General features: G+C 75.4%; 24 protein-coding genes. 15 read left to right on the top strand and 9 right to left on the bottom strand.

The annotated features are described in order from the left end of the window. The first annotated feature begins 149 nt into the window (after window positions 1–149). Window positions 150–1,409 carry a lipase family protein gene (locus G339_RS0130905; protein ID WP_019634941.1) on the top strand — a complete coding sequence of 420 codons (1,260 nt, stop codon included), beginning with the start codon at window positions 150–152 and terminating at the stop codon, window positions 1,407–1,409. A 65-nt stretch (window positions 1,410–1,474) separates the two neighbouring features. Here G339_RS0130905 and G339_RS0130900 read toward each other — a convergent pair whose 3' ends face one another. The 3 genes from G339_RS0130900 to G339_RS0130890 form a co-directional block, all read right to left on the bottom strand. Continuing rightward, window positions 1,475–2,707, bottom strand: a complete 1,233-nt coding sequence (locus G339_RS0130900) for an RNA polymerase sigma factor (protein ID WP_019634940.1) — start codon at window positions 2,705–2,707, stop codon at window positions 1,475–1,477. 43 nt (window positions 2,708–2,750) lie between these two features. Continuing rightward, a complete protein-coding gene (locus tag G339_RS0130895; protein ID WP_019634939.1) occupies window positions 2,751–3,104 on the bottom strand; it encodes a YciI family protein in 354 nt (117 codons plus the stop codon). 120 nt (window positions 3,105–3,224) lie between these two features. Beyond that, entirely contained in the window at window positions 3,225–3,596 is a 372-nt protein-coding gene (locus tag G339_RS0130890; RefSeq protein WP_019634938.1) for an ArsR/SmtB family transcription factor, read from the bottom strand. A gap of 84 nt (window positions 3,597–3,680) precedes the next feature. Here G339_RS0130890 and G339_RS0130885 point away from each other — a divergent pair, with 84 nt between their 5' ends. Next, window positions 3,681–4,916 (top strand): MFS transporter, encoded by a 1,236-nt coding sequence (locus G339_RS0130885; protein ID WP_019634937.1) that lies wholly within the window; start codon window positions 3,681–3,683, stop codon window positions 4,914–4,916. A gap of 47 nt (window positions 4,917–4,963) precedes the next feature. On the opposite strand, the gene G339_RS0130880 is transcribed toward G339_RS0130885, so the two are convergent. The 3 genes from G339_RS0130880 to G339_RS0130870 all read right to left on the bottom strand — a co-directional run bounded on the left by G339_RS0130880 (window position 4,964) and on the right by G339_RS0130870 (window position 7,195). Further along, the gene (locus G339_RS0130880; protein WP_019634936.1) at window positions 4,964–6,175 is read right to left on the bottom strand and encodes an alpha/beta hydrolase; all 1,212 of its coding nucleotides are present in this window, start codon (window positions 6,173–6,175) and stop codon (window positions 4,964–4,966) included. A gap of 200 nt (window positions 6,176–6,375) precedes the next feature. After that, complete coding sequence (locus G339_RS0130875; protein ID WP_019634935.1) at window positions 6,376–6,729, bottom strand: DoxX family protein; 354 nt, start codon at window positions 6,727–6,729, stop codon at window positions 6,376–6,378. Window positions 6,730–6,784: 55 nt separating this feature from the next. After that, a complete protein-coding gene (locus G339_RS0130870; RefSeq protein WP_026341931.1) occupies window positions 6,785–7,195 on the bottom strand; it encodes a YchJ family protein in 411 nt (136 codons plus the stop codon). 80 nt (window positions 7,196–7,275) lie between these two features. Between G339_RS0130870 and G339_RS0130865 the strand changes: the two genes are divergently transcribed. From G339_RS0130865 to G339_RS0130810, 12 genes are all read left to right on the top strand, one after another. Beyond that, the gene (locus tag G339_RS0130865; protein WP_019634933.1) at window positions 7,276–7,464 is read left to right on the top strand and encodes a hypothetical protein; all 189 of its coding nucleotides are present in this window, start codon (window positions 7,276–7,278) and stop codon (window positions 7,462–7,464) included. A gap of 22 nt (window positions 7,465–7,486) precedes the next feature. Then, complete coding sequence (locus tag G339_RS0130860) at window positions 7,487–7,717, top strand: Lrp/AsnC ligand binding domain-containing protein (RefSeq protein WP_019634932.1); 231 nt, start codon at window positions 7,487–7,489, stop codon at window positions 7,715–7,717. Window positions 7,718–7,822: 105 nt separating this feature from the next. Next, window positions 7,823–8,161: an NADH-quinone oxidoreductase subunit A gene (locus G339_RS0130855; RefSeq protein WP_019634931.1), complete on the top strand. Its 339-nt coding sequence runs from the start codon at window positions 7,823–7,825 to the stop codon at window positions 8,159–8,161. Next, a complete protein-coding gene (locus G339_RS35930) occupies window positions 8,152–9,243 on the top strand; it encodes a hypothetical protein (protein WP_019634930.1) in 1,092 nt (363 codons plus the stop codon). The genes G339_RS0130855 and G339_RS35930 overlap by 10 nt, the downstream gene beginning before the upstream one ends. Next, complete coding sequence (locus G339_RS0130845) at window positions 9,233–10,129, top strand: NADH-quinone oxidoreductase subunit H (RefSeq protein ID WP_019634929.1); 897 nt, start codon at window positions 9,233–9,235, stop codon at window positions 10,127–10,129. Before G339_RS35930 ends, G339_RS0130845 begins: the two co-directional genes overlap by 11 nt. Further along, window positions 10,126–10,638 carry an NADH-quinone oxidoreductase subunit J gene (locus tag G339_RS0130840; protein ID WP_019634928.1) on the top strand — a complete coding sequence of 171 codons (513 nt, stop codon included), beginning with the start codon at window positions 10,126–10,128 and terminating at the stop codon, window positions 10,636–10,638. Before G339_RS0130845 ends, G339_RS0130840 begins: the two co-directional genes overlap by 4 nt. Next, a complete protein-coding gene (gene nuoK / locus G339_RS0130835) occupies window positions 10,635–10,940 on the top strand; it encodes an NADH-quinone oxidoreductase subunit NuoK (RefSeq protein ID WP_019634927.1) in 306 nt (101 codons plus the stop codon). Before G339_RS0130840 ends, nuoK begins: the two co-directional genes overlap by 4 nt. Then, window positions 10,937–13,009 carry a proton-conducting transporter transmembrane domain-containing protein gene (locus G339_RS0130830; protein WP_019634926.1) on the top strand — a complete coding sequence of 691 codons (2,073 nt, stop codon included), beginning with the start codon at window positions 10,937–10,939 and terminating at the stop codon, window positions 13,007–13,009. The genes nuoK and G339_RS0130830 overlap by 4 nt, the downstream gene beginning before the upstream one ends. A gap of 5 nt (window positions 13,010–13,014) precedes the next feature. Then, entirely contained in the window at window positions 13,015–14,484 is a 1,470-nt protein-coding gene (locus G339_RS0130825) for a complex I subunit 4 family protein (RefSeq protein WP_240489948.1), read from the top strand. After that, window positions 14,481–15,836, top strand: coding sequence for an NADH-quinone oxidoreductase subunit N (locus G339_RS0130820; RefSeq protein WP_019634924.1), 1,356 nt, complete (start codon window positions 14,481–14,483; stop codon window positions 15,834–15,836). Before G339_RS0130825 ends, G339_RS0130820 begins: the two co-directional genes overlap by 4 nt. A 56-nt stretch (window positions 15,837–15,892) precedes the next feature. Continuing rightward, entirely contained in the window at window positions 15,893–16,753 is an 861-nt protein-coding gene (locus tag G339_RS0130815; protein ID WP_019634923.1) for a nitroreductase/quinone reductase family protein, read from the top strand. A 71-nt stretch (window positions 16,754–16,824) separates the two neighbouring features. Then, a complete protein-coding gene (locus G339_RS0130810) occupies window positions 16,825–17,325 on the top strand; it encodes a MarR family winged helix-turn-helix transcriptional regulator (protein ID WP_019634922.1) in 501 nt (166 codons plus the stop codon). Window positions 17,326–17,404: 79 nt separating this feature from the next. On the opposite strand, the gene G339_RS0130805 is transcribed toward G339_RS0130810, so the two are convergent. After that, window positions 17,405–19,231, bottom strand: coding sequence for a chloride channel protein (locus tag G339_RS0130805; RefSeq protein ID WP_019634921.1), 1,827 nt, complete (start codon window positions 19,229–19,231; stop codon window positions 17,405–17,407). A 131-nt stretch (window positions 19,232–19,362) separates the two neighbouring features. Here G339_RS0130805 and G339_RS0130800 point away from each other — a divergent pair, with 131 nt between their 5' ends. Then, on the top strand, window positions 19,363–19,860 hold the full coding sequence (locus G339_RS0130800; protein ID WP_033324868.1) for a MarR family winged helix-turn-helix transcriptional regulator: 498 nt from the start codon (window positions 19,363–19,365) through the stop codon (window positions 19,858–19,860). 129 nt (window positions 19,861–19,989) lie between these two features. On the opposite strand, the gene G339_RS40125 is transcribed toward G339_RS0130800, so the two are convergent. Together G339_RS40125 and G339_RS40730 are read right to left on the bottom strand one after the other, a co-directional pair. After that, window positions 19,990–20,931 carry a cation:proton antiporter domain-containing protein gene (locus G339_RS40125; RefSeq protein WP_026341929.1) on the bottom strand — a complete coding sequence of 314 codons (942 nt, stop codon included), beginning with the start codon at window positions 20,929–20,931 and terminating at the stop codon, window positions 19,990–19,992. Beyond that, on the bottom strand, window positions 20,928–21,302 hold the full coding sequence (locus G339_RS40730) for a TIR domain-containing protein (RefSeq protein WP_019634919.1): 375 nt from the start codon (window positions 21,300–21,302) through the stop codon (window positions 20,928–20,930). Before G339_RS40730 ends, G339_RS40125 begins: the two co-directional genes overlap by 4 nt. Window positions 21,303–21,308: the final 6 nt, after the last annotated feature.

Genomic DNA, 21,308 nt, shown 5'->3' with positions numbered 1-21,308 from the left:
GCGCGCGGCCTTTGTCGCCGGATTGCTAATTCGTCTCCCGAGGCTGTGACGAAACTTCATTCCTCGTGCGCAGTCGCGTGCGGAACAGTCGTCAGCGTTCACTTTTCCGGTCTTCCACCCCTGGAGTGGTGATGAAACTTCGGTCTCTGATGACCACCGCGGCTTTCGGTGCCGCGCTGGCGGCGCCGGCGGTGGTCGCGGCGCCGTCGGCATCGGCCGCGCCCACGGGCTGTTCCGCGTCCGACGACGACATCTACGCCGCCGCCCCGGCGAACCTGAGCGGGAGCAACGGCGACCTGCTGGCCTGCCGCGAGATCCAGCTCTCCGGCGTCTCCAACGCCCCCGGGCTGAAGGCGTGGAAGGTCCGCTACGTCACGACGGACGCGAAGGGGAAGAAGGTCCCGGTCACCGGCACCGTGGCCGTCCCGACCGCCGCCTGGACCGGCGGCGGCTCCCGGCCGACCGTCGCGTTCAACCCCGGCACGCTCGGCTCCGGCGCGCAGTGCGCGTTCTCCAAGCAGCTCGGCGGCCAGTACCAGGACATGTACGAGGGCGACAACGTCGTCACGTTCCTGAAGGCGGGCGACGCGGTCGCCGCGACCGACGGCGTCGGCTACATCAAGGGCATGGTCCACACCTACGTCAACGGCGCCAACGCCGGGCACGCGCTGCTGGACATCGTCCGCGCGTCCCGGCAGCTCCCCGGCTCCGGCCTGGCGGCGGACGGCAAGGTCGGCATCTCCGGCTACTCCGAGGGCGGGCACGCCGCCCTGTGGGGCGCGCAGCTCGCCAAGTCCTACGCGCCCGAGCTCAACGTCGTCGGCGCGGCGGCGGGCGGCGTCCCCGGCGACCTGAAGGTCACCGCCAAGCAGCTCAACGGCAGCCTGTTCGCCGGGTTCCTCGCGGACGCGCTCATCGGCCTCAAGCAGCAGTACCCCGAGCTGCCCTTCGACCAGCTCATGAACGACCAGGGCCGGCAGGCCGAGCAGAACGTCAAGACCAACTGCCTGCTCGGCACGCTCGCGGTGTTCATGGGCGCCAAGGTCGAGAACTACACCACCGACCACCTGACGCTCGACCAGCTCTACCAGGTCAAGGCGTCGGACGGCCGCACCGGCGGCGAGATCATCGACGACCAGAAGGTCGGCGTCGACATCGGCCCGGCGGGCTCGGGCGCCAAGTACGAGATCGGGTTCCCGGTCTTCCAGTACCGCGGCTGGCTGGAGGAGATCATCCCCCACGAGACCGAGGACGCGACCCACGCCGCCTACTGCAAGGCGGGCATCAACACCACGTGGAACAACACGTACATGTCCGAGCACCTGTCCACCGACTGGAACGCGGCGCAGGACGTGACCAAGTTCCTCAACGACCGCTTCGCCGGCAAGTCGGTCAAGGGCAACTGCTGACCCTCCCCCTCACCGCGCGGCCCGGACGGCTCCTCCCGAGTTCCCCGTCCGGGCCGCGCGCCTTCCTACTCCCCGGCGCGGCGCAGCAGCGCGCGGCGCTCGGCGGCGTTGGCCGTGCGGTCGGCGGCGCGGCGGAACTCCGCCCGCGCCTCGGCCGCGCGGCCGAGCCGTTCCAGCAGGTCCCCGCGGACGCTCGGCAGCAGATGGTGGTCGCGCACGGCGGCCTCGCCCGCGACCGCGTCGAGCACCGCCAGGCCCGCCGCCGGACCGTCCGCCATCCCGACCGCGACGGCCCGGTTCAGCTCGACGATCGGCGACGGCGCGACGGACGCGAGCACGTCGTACAGCGCGCGGATGCGCGTCCAGTCGGTCTCCTCGGCCGTCGCGGCGCTCGCGTGGCACGCCGCGATCCCCGCCTGGAGCACGTACGGGCCGGGCGGGCCGCCGACCTCCTTGGCGCGCAGCAGCGCCTCGAAGCCGCGCCGGACCAGCAGCCCGTCCCAGCGCGCCCGGTTCTGCGCGGGCAGCGGCACCGGCTCGCCGTCCGGTCCCGTCCGCGCCGGGGTCCGGGACCACTGGATCTCCATCAGCGCGACGAGTCCGTGCGCCTCGGCCTCGCCCGGCATGAGCGCCGCGACGAGCCGGCCCAGCCGCAGCGCCTCCCGGCACAGGTCGGCGCGCAGCCAGTCGTCGCCGGACGTCGCCGCGTACCCCTCGTTGAAGATCAGGTAGACGACCGCGAGCACCGAGCCGAGCCGCGCCGCGCGGTCCGCGCCCTCCGGCACCTCGAACGGGACGCCCGCGTCGCTCAGCGCCTTCTTCGCCCGCACGATGCGCTGCGCGACCGTGCTCTCGGGGACCAGGAACGCGCGGGCGATCTCGCCGGTGGTGAGGCCGCCGATCATCCGCAGCGTCAGCGCGACCCGCGCCTGCTCGGGCAGCACCGGGTGGCACGCGGTGAAGACGAGCCGCAGGACGTCGTCCTCGATCCGCTCCGGGTCGGGGTCGAACGTCTCGGCCGTCTCCAGCCGGTGCCCGATCTCCGCGAGCCGTTCGGCGTAGCGGCGGTCGCGGCGGATGCGGTCCACGGCGCGGCGGCGCGCGACCGTCGTCAGCCACGCCCCCGGGTTCTCCGGGACGCCCGACTCAGGCCACTGTTCGAGGGCGGCGACGAGCGCGTCCTGCGCCAGTTCCTCGGCGAGTCCGACGTCGCGGACGAGCGCGGCGAGCGCGGCGATGATGCGGGCCGACTCGAAACGCCAGACGGCCTCGACGGAGCGGTGTGCGTGCGCGGTCACGCCGCCGATGACAGCACCGGCGGCGCGACCCGCGCAAATCGGCTCAGCCGGGGAACTCGTCGCCGGGGCCGAACACCCGCTGCATCGTGCCCTCGCCGCCGCCGGTGATGGCGTAGAAGCGGCGGCTCAGTTCCAGGGCCTCGGCCTCGTCGCGCACGTCGATGAGCGCGAAGCCGACGACCTGCTCCTTGGCCTCGCTGAACGGGCCGTCGGTGACGGTGAACTTCCCGTCCCGCGTCGCGCTGATCTTCTTGACGCGCGGGTCGAGGCCGCCGGTGGCCAGCAGCGCGCCGGACCGCGTCATCTCGTCGATGAAGGCGCCCATCTCGGCCATCAGCTTCTCGTCGGGCGGGCCGCCGGCGGAGTCGTCGTCGGTGGTCATCAGCAGGTAGCGCATGGGTCCGTCCTGTCGGTCCGCGGGCCGGGCTCCTCCCGGCCTCTCACTGACGCGTCGTCCGGGCCTCCCCGGTTTCGACATCTTCGCCGAGATTATTTCGGAGAATCTTGTTCGCGCAGGTCAGGCGTCGGGGTCCCAGTCGAGGACGAGGTCGAGGAGGCCGGGGAAGCGCGCGTCGAGGTCGTCGATCCGCACGTGGCTGCGGCGTTCGAGGCCGTACTGGCGCTGCCGCAGGACGCCCGCCTCGCGCAGCGCGCGGAAGTGGTGGGTCAGCGACGACTTCGGCCGGTCGATCCCGAACCAGCCGCAGGTGTGGTCGAACTCCTCGCGCTCCAGCAGCAGCGTGCGGACGATCCGCAGCCGCAGCGGCGTGCTCAGCGCGGCGAGGACGGTCTCCAGCCGCAACTCCCCGGCGGCGGGCTCGGGCAGCGGCGCGGGCAGGCCGGGCGGCTCGGGCAGGACGCGGACGGCGGCCCGCGACGGCGACGGCATGGGGCGCTCCCTTCTGTACGAGATTCATCGTACATGGGTGTAAGTTCGAGTTTATTCGTACTGATGTCGACCCGGGAGGCCCCCATGACCGAGACCCTCGCGTCCCGCCCGCCCGAACACGCCCGCCCGGCGGTCCCCGTCCGCCGGATCTGGCTCGCCGCCTGGCCGGTCACCGCCGTGTTCGTGCTGTCCAACGCGGCCACGCCGCTCTACGTCGTGTGGCAGCGCGACCTCGGGTTCTCCGGCGGCACGCTCACCGTCGTGTTCGCCGCCTACATCGCCGGGCTGCTGGCGTCCCTGACCGTGTCCGGCGTCGTGTCCGACCGGCTCGGGCGGCGGCCCGTGCTGCTGCCCGCGCTCGTCCTCGCGCTCGTCGCCTGCGGGATCTTCGCGACCGCCGGGAGCGTCGCCGCGCTGCTGGCCGCGCGCCTGCTCACCGGCGTCGCGGTCGGCGCGACGGTGTCGGCGGGGATGGCGGCCGTCACCGACGTCGCCGGCCCGGAGCGGCGGCGGCTCGCCGCGCTCCTGGCCTCCTGCGCGATGGTGTTCGGCGCGGGCCTCGGCCCGCTGCTGTCCGGCGTGCTGTCGGAGACGCTGCCCGGCCCGACGCGCACGGTGTTCGCCGTCGAGGCGGTGCTCCTCGCGACGGCCGTCGCCGTGACGCTGCGGATGCCGCTGCCCCGCCCCGCCCCCCGCGCGGACGCCGGGCGCGGCGGGATCGGGGCCTGGGTGCGCGTCCCGTCCGTGCCGAAGGGGAGCGGCGGCCACCTGCTGCTCGGGATCGCGGTCTTCGCGCCCGGCATCACCGCCACGTCGTTCGTGCTGTCGCTCGGGCCGTCACTGCTGTCCGGGCTCCTGGACACGCGCAGCCGCGTCGTCGCGGGGCTGACCGCGTTCGTGATGTTCCTCGCCGCGACCGGCGTCCAGTTCGCCGTCCGGGGCCTGTCCCGGCGCGCGATCCTGGCGGCGGGCGCCGCCGCGACGGCCGCCGGGACGCTGCTGCTCGTCGCGGCCGTCGCGCAGGGCTGGGCGGCGGCGCTGGTCGGCGCGGCCGTGCTCGCGGGCGCGGGCCAGGGGCTCGGCCAGCTCGGCGGCCTGTCGCTGCTCAACCACGCGGTGCCGCCGCGCCGCCTCGCCGAGGCCAACGCGGCGCTCAACGTCGGCGGGTACGTGCCCGCCGGGCTGCTGCCGGTCGCGGCGGGCTACCTCGGCGACGCGGCCGGGCTCGCGACGGGCGCGGCCGTGTTCGGGGCAGTCCTCGCGGCGGCGGCGCTGGCGGGCGGCGCGGTCGTCGCCGTCCGGCGCGGCATCGACGCGTAGGAGACGCCGAGGACCCCGCGCGGGCGCGGGGTCCTCGGGGCGTCACGTCAGAACTTGCGGGCGCCGAGCGTCGCCATGATGTCCGGGAAGACCTTGTGCATCTCGTCCTGCCAGTACTTCCACGAGTGCGAGCCGTTGCCGTAGAAGTCCGACTTGACCGGGACGCCGAGTTCCTTGGCGCGGGCGACGAAGTCCTTCGACGCCCGCTCGACCTGGCCCTCGCTCAGGTACCGGATGTCCCACGGCGCCGAGTCGGGGTTGTCGTACGGCCCCGCCTTGCCGTTGCCGGACGAGACGAAGACCTTCGTGCCCTTGAGCCGCTGCACCAGCGTCGTCGGGTCGTGCGCGGCCCAGTTCGAGCGGTTGAGGACCGGGTCGCCCCAGATGTCCGTCGCGTTCGTCCCGTACCGCGTGTTCGTGTAGAGCAGCAGCGCGGGGATGCCGGGGCTCAGCATCGACAGCACGCCGCTGAACGACGCCGTGTACTTGTAGAGGCCGGGGTGCCGGGCGGCGTAGCTCATCGCGCCCTGCGCGCCGGACGAGATGCCGAACGCGGCGCGGTCCGGCCCGGCGCGGAAGTTGCGCTCCAGGAGCTGCCGCACCTCGACGGTGTGGAACGTCTCCCAGCGCGGCGTCCCGCCCTTGCCGCCGTTGTACCAGTCGGTGTACGAGCCGTTCGAGCCGCCTTCGGGCATCGCGACGAGCGTGTCGTACTTGGCGGCGACCTGCTCGATGTCGGTGCTGCGCGTCCAGGAGACGTAGCCGTCGTTGCCGCCGTGGTAGGCGTACACGGTCGGCCAGGTGCGCTGCGCGGTCGGCTTCCAGCCCTTGGGGACGAGCAGCCGGACCTTCACGGACTTGCCGAGGCCCGTCGACTTGACCGTGATGTCCAGCTCGGTCTTGGCCTTGTCGACCCACTTGACGCCCGTGACGGACGAGCCGTCGTCGGCCGCCGCGTACTTCGACCCCGTCGCCGGCTTGTTCGTCTTCGGCGTGCTCCCGCCGTTGCCGGACGGGGCGTTCATCGTGGGGAACGGGTTCGTCGGCGCCTGGTTCCCGTTGACGGTCGGCGCGCTGACGGTCGGCGTGGGCAGGGCCTCGGTCGGGATCGGCGCGTTGAGCTGGGCGGCGGCCGGGTCCGGCAGGTGGCCCGGGTCCTTGTCGTCCTTGCCGGAGGGCAGCAGGACGAGCACCGTCGGGACGATCGTCACGACGGCGATGCTGCCGATCGCGAGCAGAGCGTCGGTCCCTTTCCGCACTTGCATCCCCCTTTGGGTCGGAGCAGACCATACTGGCCCTCACCGTGAGCAACGGGGCGCACGGGACAAACGTGAACCAATCGAGACCTGGGGCACACGTTATCGTTCGGCGACAACGGGCACGCAACCGGCCCCGCGTCCAATAGTGCTCCATTGAGGGGTCCGGGCGGGAGGCCCCGAACGGGATTCAGGCGCACGAATCAGTGCGTCGCGACGCGCAGCAGCAGCGCCGCCAGGACCAGCGCGCCGACCGCGATGGCCGGCGCCGTCCGCGCCGCCGAGTCGCCCGCCCGGCTGTGCAGCACCAGCGCGCCGACCATCAGGACGAACAGGCAGAACCCCACCGCGATGCCCAGCCACGCCAGCCACAGGCCGATGACCAGGCCGAACGCGCCGACGATCTCCGCCGTCCCGACCAGCCGGTAGGCGTCCCAGCCGACGCCGAGGCGCGCGGCGGTCGCCACCTGCCCCCGGACGCCCTGCATCTTGGCGAGGCCCGCCCCGAGGAACACGGCGGCCGTCACCAACGAGAAGATCACCGTGAGCGCGAACACTGGGGAGGCGTTCCCCCGCCCGGCCGCGCGCTACCGGCGGGCCGGACAAAAATGATCAAGACATGATCACGCCGTTGAGGTACACCCACGCGCCGTCGTGGCGGAGGAAGCGGCTGTCCTCGTCCATCCGGCCCGCGCGGCCGTCCTCGGTGAACGTCGCGCTGAACCGGACCGTCCCCTCGGCGTGCAGGGGGCTGCCGCCCGTCGTGCCGAGGACCGTCAGGCCCGTCCAGACCAGGCCCGGGTCGAACCCCATGCGGCGCGGGCGCGTCCGCGGATGCCAGCTCCGCAGCAGGTAGTCGGCGTTCCGCAGGGCGAACGCGCTGTACCGCGACCGCATGAGCTGCTCGGCGGTCGCCGCGTCGGCCTCCCCGCGGTGCAGCCGCCCGCAGCACGCGTTGTACGCCATGCGCGGGTCGCAGGGGCAGTTCACCGGCGTCCGCGGGGACGCTGCGCGCTTCGGCATGGCCTCATTCTCGCCCCTCGCCGCCGGATCATGCGGGCGGCCGCCGGTTTCAGCCGCCGCCGCGCGGTCACGTAGGGAAGATGACGAGACGCGACGACCAGGACAGGCCCCTCGCCGACCGGCGCGCCGACCCGGGCGACCCGGTCCCCGACGACGAGGCCGACTTCGCGGGCGAGCACACGCCGGGGCCGACCGACCCGCCCAACGCGGCGGCCGACACGCCCGGCGGCGAGGACGAGGGGTACCGGCCGCAGACCGAGGTGCCCTGAACGGGGGAGAGGGGGCTCCGTGATGGTGCGGGCCTACGTGCTGATCCAGACCGACGCCGGGAAGGCGATGGAGGTGGTCGACCGGGTCGCGGGGGCGCCCGGCGTCGCGGAGGTCGACGCCGTGACGGGGCCGTACGACGTCATCGCGCGCGTCGAGGCCGCCGACGTCGCCCGCCTGGGCCGTCTGATCATGGACTCGGTCCAGTCGGTCCCCGGTGTCGTCCGGACGCTGACCTGCCCCCTCACCGGCTGATCGTTTCCCCGCCGCCGCCGAGTGCTTTGCCCGCGACCGGGTAGTACCGCGACGCCCCGCGGACCGGCCGGGTCCGCGGCGGCCGACCGGAGGGGGCGGCTCGGGGTGCGGACGGACGCGGCGGTGCTCGCGCTGCTCCTGCTGCTCGCCGCCGCCTACTGCGCGGTGCGGGCGCTCTCGCCGTTCACGGAGGCGCTCCGGGCGGGGCCGTTCCTGTCCGGGGGCGCGCCCGCCGAGCACGCGCTGTCGCGGTTCCACGTCCGCTGGTACGCGGTGACGATGGTGTTCCTCGCCTTCGACATGGAGATGATCTTCATGTACCCGTGGGCGCTCGTCGTGGCGTCGCTCGGGGCCGAGGCCGTCGTGGAGATGTTCGCGTTCCTCGGGCTGCTGCTCGTCGGCGTCCTGTACGCGTGGCGCGAAGGGGCGTTCCGGTGGGCGTGAGGGCGCGGCTGGCGCGGTACGCGGCGGGGCTGCCCGCGCCGTTCGTCGTCGCGGTGCCGGGCGGGGCGCGGTGCCGCGTCGCGGTGGAGGCCGAGCTGCGGCGGCGCGGCTGGACGCCGGTCGCGGACCCGGTCGCCTGCGACGCGCTGCTCGTCTGCGGCGAGCCGGGGGACGAGCTGGCGGCGGCGGTCGACGCGGTGTGGGCGGGCGTTCCCGCGCCGCGCGTGCGGGTGGACCTGCCGTCGCGGGCGTCCGCGCGGGAGGTCGCGGCGGCGCTGGACGGTCTCGTGCCCGTTCTCGCGGACGTCCCCGCACAGCGCGCCGAGGCGGCCCGCACAGCGGCGAAACCGTGGCCCCCGCCCGCGGAACACGCGGAACACGACGACGAGAGTGGGCACGGCGGTGGCGGGATGGAGATGGGCGGGCCCGGTGGGGTCGCGCTCGCGTCGCGTGCGCCGGATCGGGACGGGCTGAAGCTGGACGTGCTGCACGTGCCGCTCGGGCCGGTCCTCGCGTGGTGGCCCGCCGGGCTGCGCGTCGCGGTGACGCTGCAGGGCGACGTCGTGCAGTCGGCCGACGTCGAGCTGCTGCCGGGCGCGGTGGCCGAGACGTTCTGGGACGTGCCCGCCGGAACGCCGCGCCGCGCGGCGGCGCGGCGGCGGGCGGCGGCGCGGCTGGACGCGCTGGCCCGGTTCCTCGGCGCGGCGGGCTGGCCCGCACGGGCGGCCGAGGCCGCCCGGCACCGCGACGACCTGCTCGCCGACGCGTTCCGCGAGGCGCGCGTCCGCCGGTTCGCCCGGAGCGTCCGCCGCTCCCGCACGCTGCGCTGGATGGCGCGCGGCGTCCCGCCGTCCTACCTGGCCTGGCTGGACGACGTCGAGACGACGCTCGCCGAGCTGCACGAGCCCGGTGAGGACCCGGCCGCGTGGCGCAATGGCGAACGCGGCTCGTGCGCGCGCGGCGGGCGCGACGCGGCCGGGTGCGGGGAGCGCGGGCCGGGTTTTCGGGAGTTGGGGGAGTCGTTGGTCGGGGTCGAGCTAGGGACGGCCCGGTTGATCGTGGCGAGCGTCGATGAGCGGTGAGCGCACGCCCGTGTGGGCCGTCGTGGCGCTGCCCGCGGCGGTCGGCCTGCTCGCGTACGCGGTCGCGGTGTTCGACGCGGTCGCCGTCGAGGGGATGCGGGGCCGGGCGTTCGCGCGGCCCCTGCGGCGGGCGGCGCTGCTCGCCGTCCGGCAGCGGCGGACGACGCTCGCGGCCGACCGGCTGCTGCTCGGCGCGGGCGTCGCGGTGCTCCCGGCGGCGGCGCTGCTGGCGGCGCTGGTCGTGCCGGTCGGCGGCGTCCCGGTCGTGGCGTCGCCGGTCGGGATCGTCTGGTTCAACGCGGCGGAGGTCGCGACGTGGGCGGCGGCGTGGCTGGTCGGGTGGGGGCCGAACGCGGCGTTCTCGCTCGTCGGCGGCTACCGGTTCCTCGCGCAGGGACTCGCCTACGAGCTGCCGCACATGTTCGTCCTGATCACGGTCGCGGTCGGCGCGGGCTCGCTGGACCTCACCGCCGTCGCGGCGGCGCAGCGGCACCTGTGGTTCGCCGTCCAGATGCCGGTCGCGTTCGCGCTGTACCTCGTGTCCGCGTCGGCGCTCGCGTTCTGGGGCCCGTTCGCGCATCCGCTGGACGGCGCGCTCGGCGCGGACCTGTCCGGCGCGGACCGGCTGCTGTTCCTCGGCGGGCGCTGCGCGATGCTCGCGGTCGCGGGCGCGGCGGCCGTCCCGCTGTTCCTCGGCGGCGGCGCGGGGCCGCTGCTGCCCGCGCCCGTCTGGTCGCTGGTGAAGACCCTCGCGGTGCTCGCGGCGCTGGTGTTCGCGGGCGCGCGCGTCCCCCGGCTGCGCATGGACCGGTTCCTGGCGGCCGCGTGGACGGTCCTGATCCCGGTCGCGCTGCTGCAACTGCTCGTCGTGGCGGTGACGCGGTGATCCCGGCGACGGTCCTGTTCTGGGCGCTCGCGGTCGGCGCGGTCGCGGGCGGCGTCGCGGTGTTCGCGGTCGGGTCGATGGCGCGGGCGACGTTCGCGCTGCTGGCGTCGTTCCTGTGCGTCGGCGGGGAACTGCTCGTCCTCGACCTGGACTACCTCGGCGTCCTGGTCGTCCTCATGATGATCATGGAGATGCTGGTGATGGCCGTCTTCATGGTGATGTTCATGATGAACCCGGCGGGGCTCATGCCGATGTCGATGGTCCACAACCGGTGGGGCGCGCTGGGGATCTCCGGCGCGGTGTTCGCGGCGCTCGCGGCCGGGATCGTCCTGACGCCGTGGCCGCACCGCGCGGGCCGTCCGCCGCGCGACCCGACGCGCGCCCTCGGCCTCGCGATCATGGGGCCGAAGATGCCGGTCATGATGGGGATCGGGCTCGCGATCCTCGCCACGATGATCGCGTCCGTCGTCCTGGCGACGCGGCGCGGCCGGTACGGGGACGCGGAATGACGCTGGAGACGTTCCTGCTGCTCGCCGCCGCGCTGTTCGCGGTCGGGCTGTTCGGCGCGCTGTCGCAGCAGTCCGTCGTGATGGTGATGATGGGCCTCGAACTGATGGTCAACGGGATCGTCGTCGCCGGGGCCGCGTTCTGGCACTACGTCGCGCCGGGCGCGGCGGACGGGCAGGTGCTCGTGCTCGTCGCCGTCAGCGTCATGGCGCTGGAGATGGCGGTCGGGTTCGCGGTCGTCACCGCGCTGTTCCGCGCCCGCGACGCCGACACCACCGACGAGGCCGGGGACCTGCGCGGATGACGGCCGTCCTCGCCGCCCTGGTCCTGCTGCCGCTCGGTGGCGGGGCGCTGCTGCTCGTCGCCGGACGGGCGCGTCCGGCGCTCGTCCCGGCGCTGGCGGTCGGCGCGGCGGCGGGGACGCTCGCGCTCGCCTGCCTCGCGGCGGCCGGCCGTCCGGCCGCGCGGTTCCCGCTGTTCGCCGGGCTGCCCGGCGGGCTGCGCGCGGACGGGTCGGCGGGTGTCCTCGCCGTGACGACAGCGCTCGTCACGCTGCTCGTCCTGGTGTACGCCGCCGGGGACATCGGCGGCGCGCGGCCCCGGTTCTTCGGGTTCACGCTGCTGTTCGCCGGGGCGATGCTCGTCACCGTCCTCGCCGCCGACCTCGCCGTGCTGCTCATGGGCTGGGAGGTCATGGGCGCGGCGTCATACGCGCTCATCGGGTTCCGGTGGGACGACGGCGCGCGCGTCCGGTCGGCGGCGACCGCGTTCCTCACGACCCGGGCCGCGGACCTCGGGCTGTACGTCGCGGCGGGCTGCGCGTACGCGGGCGCCCGCACGCTCGACCTCGACGCGCTCGCCGCCGCGCCCGCGCCGTGGCGCGACGCCGTCGCCGCCGGGATCGTGCTCGCCGCGCTCGGCAAGTCCGCGCAGCTCCCGTTCTCGTTCTGGCTGTCGCGGGCGATGGCCGGGCCGAGCCCGGTGTCGGCGCTGCTGCACTCCGCGACGATGGTCGCCGCCGGGGCCTACCTGCTGCTGCGGACCGCGCCGCTGCTGCACGCCACCGGCTGGGCCGCGCCGCTCGTCGCGTGGGCCGGCGCGCTCACCGCGCTGCTGCTCGGCGGCGTCGCGCTCGCCCAGCGGGAGCTGAAGCAGATCCTCGCCGCGTCCACCTGCGCGCAGCTCGGGTTCACGGTGCTCGCCGCCGGGACGGGGGCCGTCGCGGGCGGGACCGCGCAGCTCGTCGCGCACGCGGCCGTCAAGAGCCTGCTGTTCCTGTGCGCGGGGATCTGGCTCGGCGCGCTGGGGACCGGGGCGCTGGACGGGCTGCGCGGCGCGGCCCGGCGCAACCGGGTCGTCGGCGCGTGCTTCTGCGCGGGGGCGTGGTCGCTGGCGGGGCTGCCGCCGTTCGCGCTGTGGGCGACCAAGGACGCGGCGCTGGCCGCCGCGCCGTGGCAGCTCGCGGCGGTGGGCGTCGCGGCGTCCGCCCTCGCCGCCGCCTACGCGACCCGCGCCGCCCGCGCGCTACTCGCCCCCCTCCCACCCGCCGCGCCTGCCGCGTCCGCCGCGCGTGACGCACGTGCCGTGCCCGCTGCGCCCGCTGCGCCCGCCGCGCCCGCCGCGCCCGCCGCGCCCGCCGCGTCCGCCGCGCGCGACGCACGTGCCGCGCCCGCTGCGCCTGCCGCGCCCGCCGCGCACGACACGCGTGACGTGCCTGCCGCGCGCGACGCGCGTGCCGCGTGCGACGCGCCTGCCGCGCCTGACGTGCCCGACGCACGTGCCGCGCGCGGTGGTGCCGTGCGGGGTGGGGCGCTGCGGGTCCTGCCGCTGCCCGTGCTGGCCGTCGCGTCCGCCGGGGCGGGGCTGTCGGCGCTGCCGCCGGTCGCGGGGGAGTGGCGGCGGGTGCTCGGCGTTCCCGGCGAACGCGGGCCTGAGTGGTGGGAGTTCTTCGGGACGGCGTTGATCGCGGGGGTGGTGGCGGTGCTCGTCGGAATCGGGGTACCCGTGCGGGGAGCGGCCGTGGCGCGGGTCTTCGGGTCGCAGGCGGTGGCGCGGGTCTTCGAGGGGTGGCTCGGGTTGGAGCGCGGGGCGTTCGCCGTCGTGCGCGGCGTCCGGGCGGCGGCGGGCGGGCTGGCGCGGTTCGACGACCGCGTGGTCGACGGCGGCGTGCGCGCGGCGGCGGCCGGGGCGCGGCGGGCCGCCGCGCTCGCCGCCCGCGCCGACCCCGACCCGGTCGTCGAGGCGGTCGCCCGCGCGTTCCGCGCGCTCGGCGGCCTCGCCCGCCGCCCGCAGACCGGGCAGCTCCACCTGTACTACGCGCAGGCGGCCGTCGTGCTGCTCGCCGTCGTCCTCGCCGTCGCGCTGGCCGGGTGACGCCCGTGCCGGAGCACACCGTGCTGACCCTGGTGGTCTTCTGGCCGCTCGCGGCGGCGCTCGTCCTGCCCGCGCTGCCGCGCCGCGCCGCCGTCGCCGCGTGGGCGGCCGCGTCCGCCGCCGACCTCGCCGCCGTCCTCGCGCTGTGGACCGCGTACGACGGACCGGGCCTCGCCTACCAGGACCGCGTCCGCTGGATTCCGTCCGTCGGCGCGGGCTACCACGTCGGCGCGGACGGACTCTCGCTCCCGCTGCTCGCGCTCACCGCGCTGCTGTTCCTGTGCTGCGCGCTCTACTCGCTGCGGACTCGGACACGTCCGCGCGCGTTCGCCGCGCTGTTCCTCGCGCTTGAAACCGTCTGCCTCGGCGTGTTCGCCGCACAGGACCTGCTGCTGTTCTTCGTCTTCTTCGATCTTTCGATCGTGGGCATGTACTTCGTCATCGCGGGTTGGGGGCACGGCGACAACGCCCGGTCGGCGCTGAAGTTCTTCCTCTACACCTTCACCGGTTCGCTGGCGCTGCTGCTCGGCTTCATCGCGCTCTACCTCGACGCCGGGACGTTCGACATGGCCGAGATCACGCGCCGTCCCGTCGCGTCCGGCGGCGGCCTCGCGCTGCTCGCGATCGGGATCGGCCTCGCGGTGAAGACCCCGGTCGTCCCGTTCCACACCTGGCTGCCGCCCGCGCACACCGACGCGCCCGCGCCCGGCTCGGCGATCCTCGCGGGCGTCCTGCTGAAGATGGGGACGTACGGGATCGTCCGCGTCGCCATGCCGATGCTCCCCGACGCGTGGCGGCGCTACGCCTGGGTCGCCGTCGCGCTCGGGCTGCTCGGCGTCCTGTACGGGGCGCTCGTCGCGCTCGCGCAGCGGAACGTCAAACGGCTCATCGCCTACACGTCCGTCAACCACATGGGCTACATCGTGCTCGCGGCCGGGGCGGCGGGCCTGGCGGGCGACGCCGCCGCGCGGCGCCTCGCGGTGAGCGGCGCGGTGACGCAGATGGTCGCGCACGGCCTCGTCACCGGCGCGCTGTTCCTGCTCGCGGGCGTCCTGCACGATCGGGCGGGCAGTTACGACCTGGCGCGGTACGGCGGCGTCGCGCGGGCCGCGCCGCGGTTCGCGGGCCTGCTCGCCGTCGCCGCGTTCGCGTCGCTCGGGCTGCCCGGCCTGTCGGGGTTCATCGCGGAATTCCAGATTTTCACCGGCGCGATCGGCGGCGGCGCGCCCGTCGCGGGGGCGCTCGCGGTCCTCGGCGTGCTGGTCACGGCCGGGCTGTTCCTCGGCGTCCTGCACCGCGTGCTGCTCGGCGCGCCCGGCGAGCTGACGCCGCGCGTCACCGACGTGCGGCGCGCCGAACTGGCCGCGGTCGCGCCGCTGCTGCTGGCGTCCGCGGCGATCGGCGTCGCGCCGCGCTTCCTGCTGGACCTGGTCGAACCGGCGTCGGCGACGCTCATCGCGCTGGTGGCCCGATGACGGAACTGCTCCCCGAACTGCTGCTGCTCGCCGGGGCCGTCGCCGCGCTCGGCACGGGGCTGGCGGTGCCGCGCGGCCGCCAGTGGACCGGCGCGGCCGTCGCCGTCGCGTTCCTGCTCGCCGCGCTCGGCGCGGCCGGGTGGGCGGCGGGACGGCCGGACGCGACGGCGTTCGACGCGTTCACCGTCGACACCGCCACGCACGTGACGCGGCTCGTCGTGCTCGGCGCGACCGTCCCCGTCGTCGCGCTGGCCGCCGCCGCGTTCCACGGGCACCCGCGCGAGACCGAGTTCACCGTCCTCGCGCTGCTGTCGTCGCTGGGGACCATCCTGCTCGGCGCGTCCTCGGACCTGCTCGTCCTCACCGCCGCGTTCCTGCTCGCGAGCATCCCCGCCTACGCCCTCGCCGGGTTCGCCAAGGACGCGGCCGGGACCGAGGCGGCGCTGAAGTACTACCTGACGGGCGCGCTCTTCGGCATCGTGACGCTCGCCGGGACCACCGTCCTGTACGGCCTCGGCGGGAGCACGTCCTACGCGGCGCTGCACCGCGCCCTGCCCGCCGCGCCGCCCGGCGCCGTCGCGGCCGGGGCCGTCGCGGTCGCGGCGGGGCTGCTGTTCAAGGCGGGCGCGGCGCCCGGCCACTTCTGGGTGCCGGACGTCGCGGAGGGCGCGTCGCCGGTCGCGGCGGCGTACGTCACGACGATCCCGAAGGCCGGCGCGCTCGTCGCGCTGTTCCGGCTGACGACCGAGGTCGTCCCGGACGTCCCGCAGTGGCCGCCGTTCCTCGCGGCCGTCGCGGCGGCGACGATGACGCTCGGCAACCTCGCCGCGTTCCGGCAGGCGAACGCGCGGCGGCTGCTCGGCTACTCGACGGTCGGGCAGGCGGGGTTCCTGCTGCTGCCGGTGGTCGTCGCCGCGTCGGTCCCGGCCGCGCGCGCGGCGCTGCTGTTCTACCTGGCCGCCTACGCGGTGACGAACCTGGCCGCGTTCGCCGTCGTCGTCGCGACGGGCCGGGACGCGCTCGCCGACTACGCCGGGCTGTTCCGCGCGTCGCCCGCGCTCGCGCTGTGCCTGGCCGTCGCGCTGCTCGGCCTGGTCGGGACGCCGCCGACGGGCGTCTTCGTCGGCAAGTTCCTCGCGTTCGCGGCGGCGATGCGCGGCGGGTACGGCTGGCTGGCGGCGCTGGCGGTGGTGAACACGGTGGCCAGCGTCTTCTACTACCTGCGCTGGCTCGCGCCGACGCTGGCGGGGCGGTTCGGGCCGTCCCGGGGGCGGTCGCTCCCCGGGGCGACGGCCTGCGCGGCGGCGGTCGCGGCGGTCGCGCTGGGGGTGCTGGGCGGGATCGTGCGTTGACAGGCGGCGCCGCCCCGGACATAATTTTGCTTTCAAAGCAAAACTATGGAGGCGGCATGGCTGACTGGAACACCGCGGTCATCGCGGAGTTCAGGGCGAACGGCGGACGGGTCGGCGGCGGGTTCGCGGGCGTCCCGCTCGTCCTGCTGACCACGGCGGGCCGCGTCAGCGGCAGGCCGCACGTGACGCCCGCGGTGTACCGGCGCGACAGGGACCGCTACCTGGTGTTCGCGTCGAACGCGGGAGCGGACGACCATCCCGACTGGTACAAGAACCTGCTCGCCAGCGCGCAGGTGACCGTCGAGATCGGCGACGGCGACGGCGGGGTCGGCGTCCACTCGATGGTCGCGCGCTTCCTCGACGGGCCGGAGCGCGACCGCGAGTGGGAGCGGCAGTGCGCGATCGACCCCGGCTTCCGCGAGTACGAGCGCAAGACGAGCCGGACGATCCCCGTCGTCGCGCTGATCCCGCTGGACCTGTCCGGCGACGCCGGACGCGCGCGGGCGCGCGCCGTCGCCGAACAGCTCGGCGCGATCCACGCGACGCTGCGCGCCGAACTGGCCGACGTCCGCGCCCGCCTCGCGAGCGCCGCCGCCGGACCGCCCGCACCCGACCTCGCGTCCCAGCTCCGGCGGCACTGCCTCAAGTACTGCTTCGACCTGCAACTCCACCACACGCGCGAGGACGGGGCCTTCACCGAGTTCGAACGCCGCTTCCCCGCGCTCGCACCCGCCATCGCGCGCCTCCGCGACGAACACCGCGCCGTCGAAAAGGCACTGGCGGCCTTCGAGGATTTCCTGCGCGGCGACGACCTCGACCCCGACCACGTCCGCACCGAACTCGACCGCGTCGCCGCGGACCTGGAGGACCACTTCGCCCGCGAAGAACAGGCACTCCTCGCCGCGACCGCGGACTGACCCGCCCGCCGCCCCGGATATCGTGACGGCAGGCGGGAGCCTTCCGGAGCGAGGTCGAGGGGCGGCGGGTCATGTCGGGGAAGCACGGTTCCGACGCGGACGCGGCCGACCCGGGCGCGGGCCTCAGCACCGACGACGCCATCCGCGCGATGCTCCTGCTGATGCCCCGCCTCGTCGGCCGCGCGAAGCGCACGCCGCTGCCCGAGGCGCTGCGCCCCCTCAACCTCGCGCCGCGCCACCTGTCCCTGCTCGCCTACCTGCTCTTCGACGGCGAGATGACCGTCAACGCGCTGGCCGAGCGCCTGGAGGTCGCCCCGACGACCGTCAGCCTCATGGTCGGCGACCTCAGCCGCCAGGGCGTCCTCGAACGCCGCACCGACACCGCCGACCGCCGCCGCACCATCGTCGCGATCACCCCCGACCCCGACACCCGCGCGGCCATCGAGGGCTGGCTGGCCAACGGCGCCCGAGCCTGGCGCACCGCCTTCGCGTCCCTCACCGACACCCAACGAGCCCTCGTGGTCCACACCCTGCGGTCCTACGAATCCGCCTCCCAAACCCCCACCGACTGACCTCGGCGTTTCATCGAAACCCGGCCCGCCGCGCCGACGCGGAACCGGACGGGCGCCCCGGACGGGAGCGGCCCGCTCGTCAGCGGGTCGGTGACGCGGCCGCCGGGACGCGTGGGGACGCGTCCTCGGCGTGGTCGGTGTCCGGTGCGTGCAGCGCGCGGAGCACCGCCTGGTGGGTGACCCAGCCGACCAGCGCCGCGCCGGAGGCGTCGAGGACGGGGAGGCCGGTGCCCGGTGCGCCGGTGAGGACGGCGAGGGCGTCGCCGAGCGGCGTGCCGGCGGTGAGCCGCGGGGGGACCTCGGCCAGGTCGCCGACCCTGGGGGCGCGCTGCCCGGGTCCGGCGTCGGTGAGGGCTTCGGCGGCGGCGCGGGCGGTGACGATGCCCTGGTAGGCGCCGTCGGCGTCGAGGACGGGCAGCGCGCCGTGCTCGGAGAGCGCCAGCGCGCGGGCGGCGTCGTCGACGAGCGCCGAGGCGGGCAGCGGTTCCGGCACCGGCCGCGCGACGGCGCCGACGGGCGCGGTCAGCCGGGCGTCGGTCGGCGGCGCGTCCAGGTCGATGCCCCGGCGCCGGAGTTTGAGGCTGTAGACGGTGTCGCGGCTGAGGACGCGGCTTGCCAGGGCCGCCACGACGATCGCGGTCATCATCGGCAGGATGATCGAGTACTCGCCGGTCAGCTCGAACAGGATGATGACGGCGGTGATCGGCGCGCGGGCGGCCCCGGCGAACACCGCGCCCATCCCGACGAGCGCGTACGCGCCCGGCGATCCGGCGAGCGAGGGCGCGGCCTGGTGGGCGAGCGCGCCGAACGCGCCGCCGAGCATCGCGCCCATGAACAGGCTCGGCGCGAACACCCCGCCCGACCCGCCGATGCCGATCGTCAGACTGGTCGCAACGATCTTGGCGACCAGCAGGAGCAGCAGGAACCCGACCGCGTACCGGCCGTCCACCGCGTTCTGCAGCACCGGGTAGCCCACCCCGTACATCTGCGGCAGCGCCAGCAGCAGCCCACCCAGCAGCAGACCGCCCACCGCCGGGCGCAGCCACTCCGGACCGCGCCACACCCAGTCGCACGCGTCCTCGACCGCGTACAGCACGCGCGTGAACCCCACCCCCGCGACCGCGCCGAGCAGGCCCAGAACCGCGAACAGCGCGTACTCCGCCGGATGGGAGACGTGGAAATGCGGCGGCGACATGAACGGGTCCGCGCCCAACACCCCACGCCCGATGACACTCGCGGTCACACTCGACAGCACCACCACACCGAACGACTCCACGGTGTAGTCGCGCAGGATCAGCTCCATCGCGAAGAACACCCCCGCCAACGGAGCATTGAACGTCGCCGCGATCCCGCCCGCCGCACCGCACGCGACCAGCACCCGCAACCGGTCCTCAGTCAACCGGACGAGCTGCCCGAGCGTGGAGCCCAGCGCCGCGCCGATCTGCACGATCGGCCCCTCGCGGCCCACCGACCCGCCGGACCCGATCGTCAGCGCCGACGCCAGCGACTTCACCACCGCCACCTGCGGCGCGATCCGCCCGCCGCGCCGCGCGACGGCCAGCATCACCTCCGGCACGCCGTGCCCCCGCGCCTCCGGCGCGAACCGCTGCACCAGCGGCCCGTACACCAGACCCGCGACGACGGGCGTCGCGACCACGAAGAACGGGCCGAGCCAGGCCAGGTGGGGGTGGGCGGCGTGCCCGGCGTCGGAGTAGTCGTCGCGGCCGGTGAACACGCGGGTGAACGTCTCGATCAGCCAGCGGAACACCACCGCGCCGAGGCCCGCGCCGCAGCCGACGACCAGGGCCAGCCCGACGAGCGTGCCCTGCGCCGACCGGGCGCGGCCGAGCAGCCCCCGGACTCCGGTTTCGACCGGTATCCGCCTTCGTGCGGCCGTCTCGCCCACCCCGCCACCTCCACGTCCTTCGTCCCGCTAACTCTTGCAGTATGCAATATTAAGGACGGTGCCACGGCCCGGGGTGAGCGGGGTGTGGCGGCCGGGCCGCACCGGCCCCGGCGTGGGATAGAAAGTTCGGCATGACCGACGACCCAGTGCCGGGCGGACTCGACGCGACCGACGTCGACGAGGTCACCGCCGCGCTCCTGACCGCGTCGCGGCTCCTGGTGGCGATCTCGGCGCGGTCGCTGGCGGCCGTGGACGACGCCGTGACGCCCCCGCAGTTCCGCCTCCTGGTCGGGCTGTCCACGCTCGGCCCCGCCAAGCTCGTCGCCCTGGCCGATCTCCTCGGCGTCAACCCCTCGACCGCGATGCGGATGGTGGACCGCCTGGCGGCGGCGGGGCTGGTGACCCGGCGCGCGAGCCCGCAGAGCCGCCGCGAGGTCCGCGTCGAGCTCGCCGCCGCCGGCCGCGCCGTCGTGGACGAGGTCACCGCCCGCCGCCGCGCCGACATCGCCGCCGTCGTGGCGCGCATGCCCGCCGGCCGCCGCCGCGCCCTCGTGGACGCCCTGCGGACCTTCACCGAAGCGGGCGGCGAGCCCCCGGCCGCCGCCGTCCTCCCCCTCGGCTGGACCTGACCCGGCGGCTCTCAGCGGTCGCGGATTCCGCGGCGCCGCCGGCGAGGACGCTCACGAGCATCAGGCCCGCGCCGGCGATGAGCCGCGGGACAAGGCGTCACAGGTAGCGGAGCCAGAGGTAGGGGGTGGCTATCGCGACGGTCGTGACGGTGACGATGAGTCCGTATTTGGTGAGGTGCCAGAAGGCGATGGGGGCCCGGGCACCAGTTCGCCGCCCAGCTCGCCCAGGTGCAGGTCGTCCGAGCCCCGGGCGACCGCCAGGAACAGGACCACGAACGGCAGGACCAGGCCGTCGTTCACCCCGGACTCGACGTTGAGCAGGTGCCGCAGCCGGGGCGGCACCCGGTCGTTGCCCACGAGCGCCGCCGCGAAGACCGGGTCGGTGGGCGTGAGGATCGCCGCGATCAGCAGCGACTCCACCCAGCCCAGCCCGACGACGTACCGGGCCAGGAGCGCGGTGATCAGCAGCGTCAGCGGCAGGCCCCAGCCGAGGGCGCGTCCGGGGAGCCGCCACGCGCCGCGCAGGTCCTTCCACGCCGCGTGCATCCCGTCGGTGAACAGGACGGCGAACAGCGCGAGCTCGGCCAGCTCCGAGACCAGCGGGTCGCCGGGCCGCACCGAGACGACGCGGTCGAGGACCGAGCGGCCGGGTTCGCCGTGGTGTCCGGCGGCGTGCAGCGGGAAGAGCGACAGCAGGCCGGTGGGGCACCACCACAGGCGCGGCCGGTCGGCGCCGGGGGCGTGCGGCCCGATGCCGGGCGCGGGGCCGTCCGGTTCGTCCGGGTCCGGGTATCCGACCGCGCGCAGGTAGCGTCCGACGCGGTCGCCGAGGCCGTCGAGCGTCAGCCCCCCGAGCGGGACGGTCCGCACGGCGCCGTCCGCGAGGACGAGGGCGTCGCACCGCCACCGGCTCGCGTTGAGGACGACGACGGGTCCGCGGTCGCCCGCGGCGAGCAGGTCGGCGGGCGGCGGGGGCCGCAGGAAGCCGCCGAACCCGTCGAGCGCGCGGACCTGGTCGACGAGGCGGTCGCGTTCGCGGGCCAGCGCGAACCGGCGGTCGGCGTCGGTCACGGGGCCTCCGGGCGGTGGGCGTCGGCGTCGAGGCGGTCGAGCCGGCCCGCGGCGAGCCAGTCCTGCCCGGAGTCGTCCACCGGGCAGCCGACCGTCCGCAGCCGCGCCGCGAGCTCGCGCCGCCATCCGACGCCGTCGTCGAACTGGACGAAGTTGCGGCCGTCGAGGTCGGCGACGGGCCGGTGCGCGCCGACCCGCACGATGACGGTGCGCTCGGGGGCCGCCGCGAGCGCCATCCCGAGTTCGAGCAGCACGTTGGGCCTGGCCTGCATCGTGAAGCGGGTCTCGTCGGGGCCGTCCGCCGGTCCGTGCGGGCTCGGGTGCAGCCGGACGACGTCCTCGGGGGTGAGCAGCACCACCACGGCCGACACACGGGC

Source organism: Actinomadura atramentaria DSM 43919, from assembly GCF_000381885.1.
Taxonomy (GTDB): Bacteria; Actinomycetota; Actinomycetes; order Streptosporangiales; family Streptosporangiaceae; genus Spirillospora; species Spirillospora atramentaria.
Note: the sequence above shows the minus strand (reverse complement) of the source record. Positions and strands in the feature narration are given on the sequence as shown.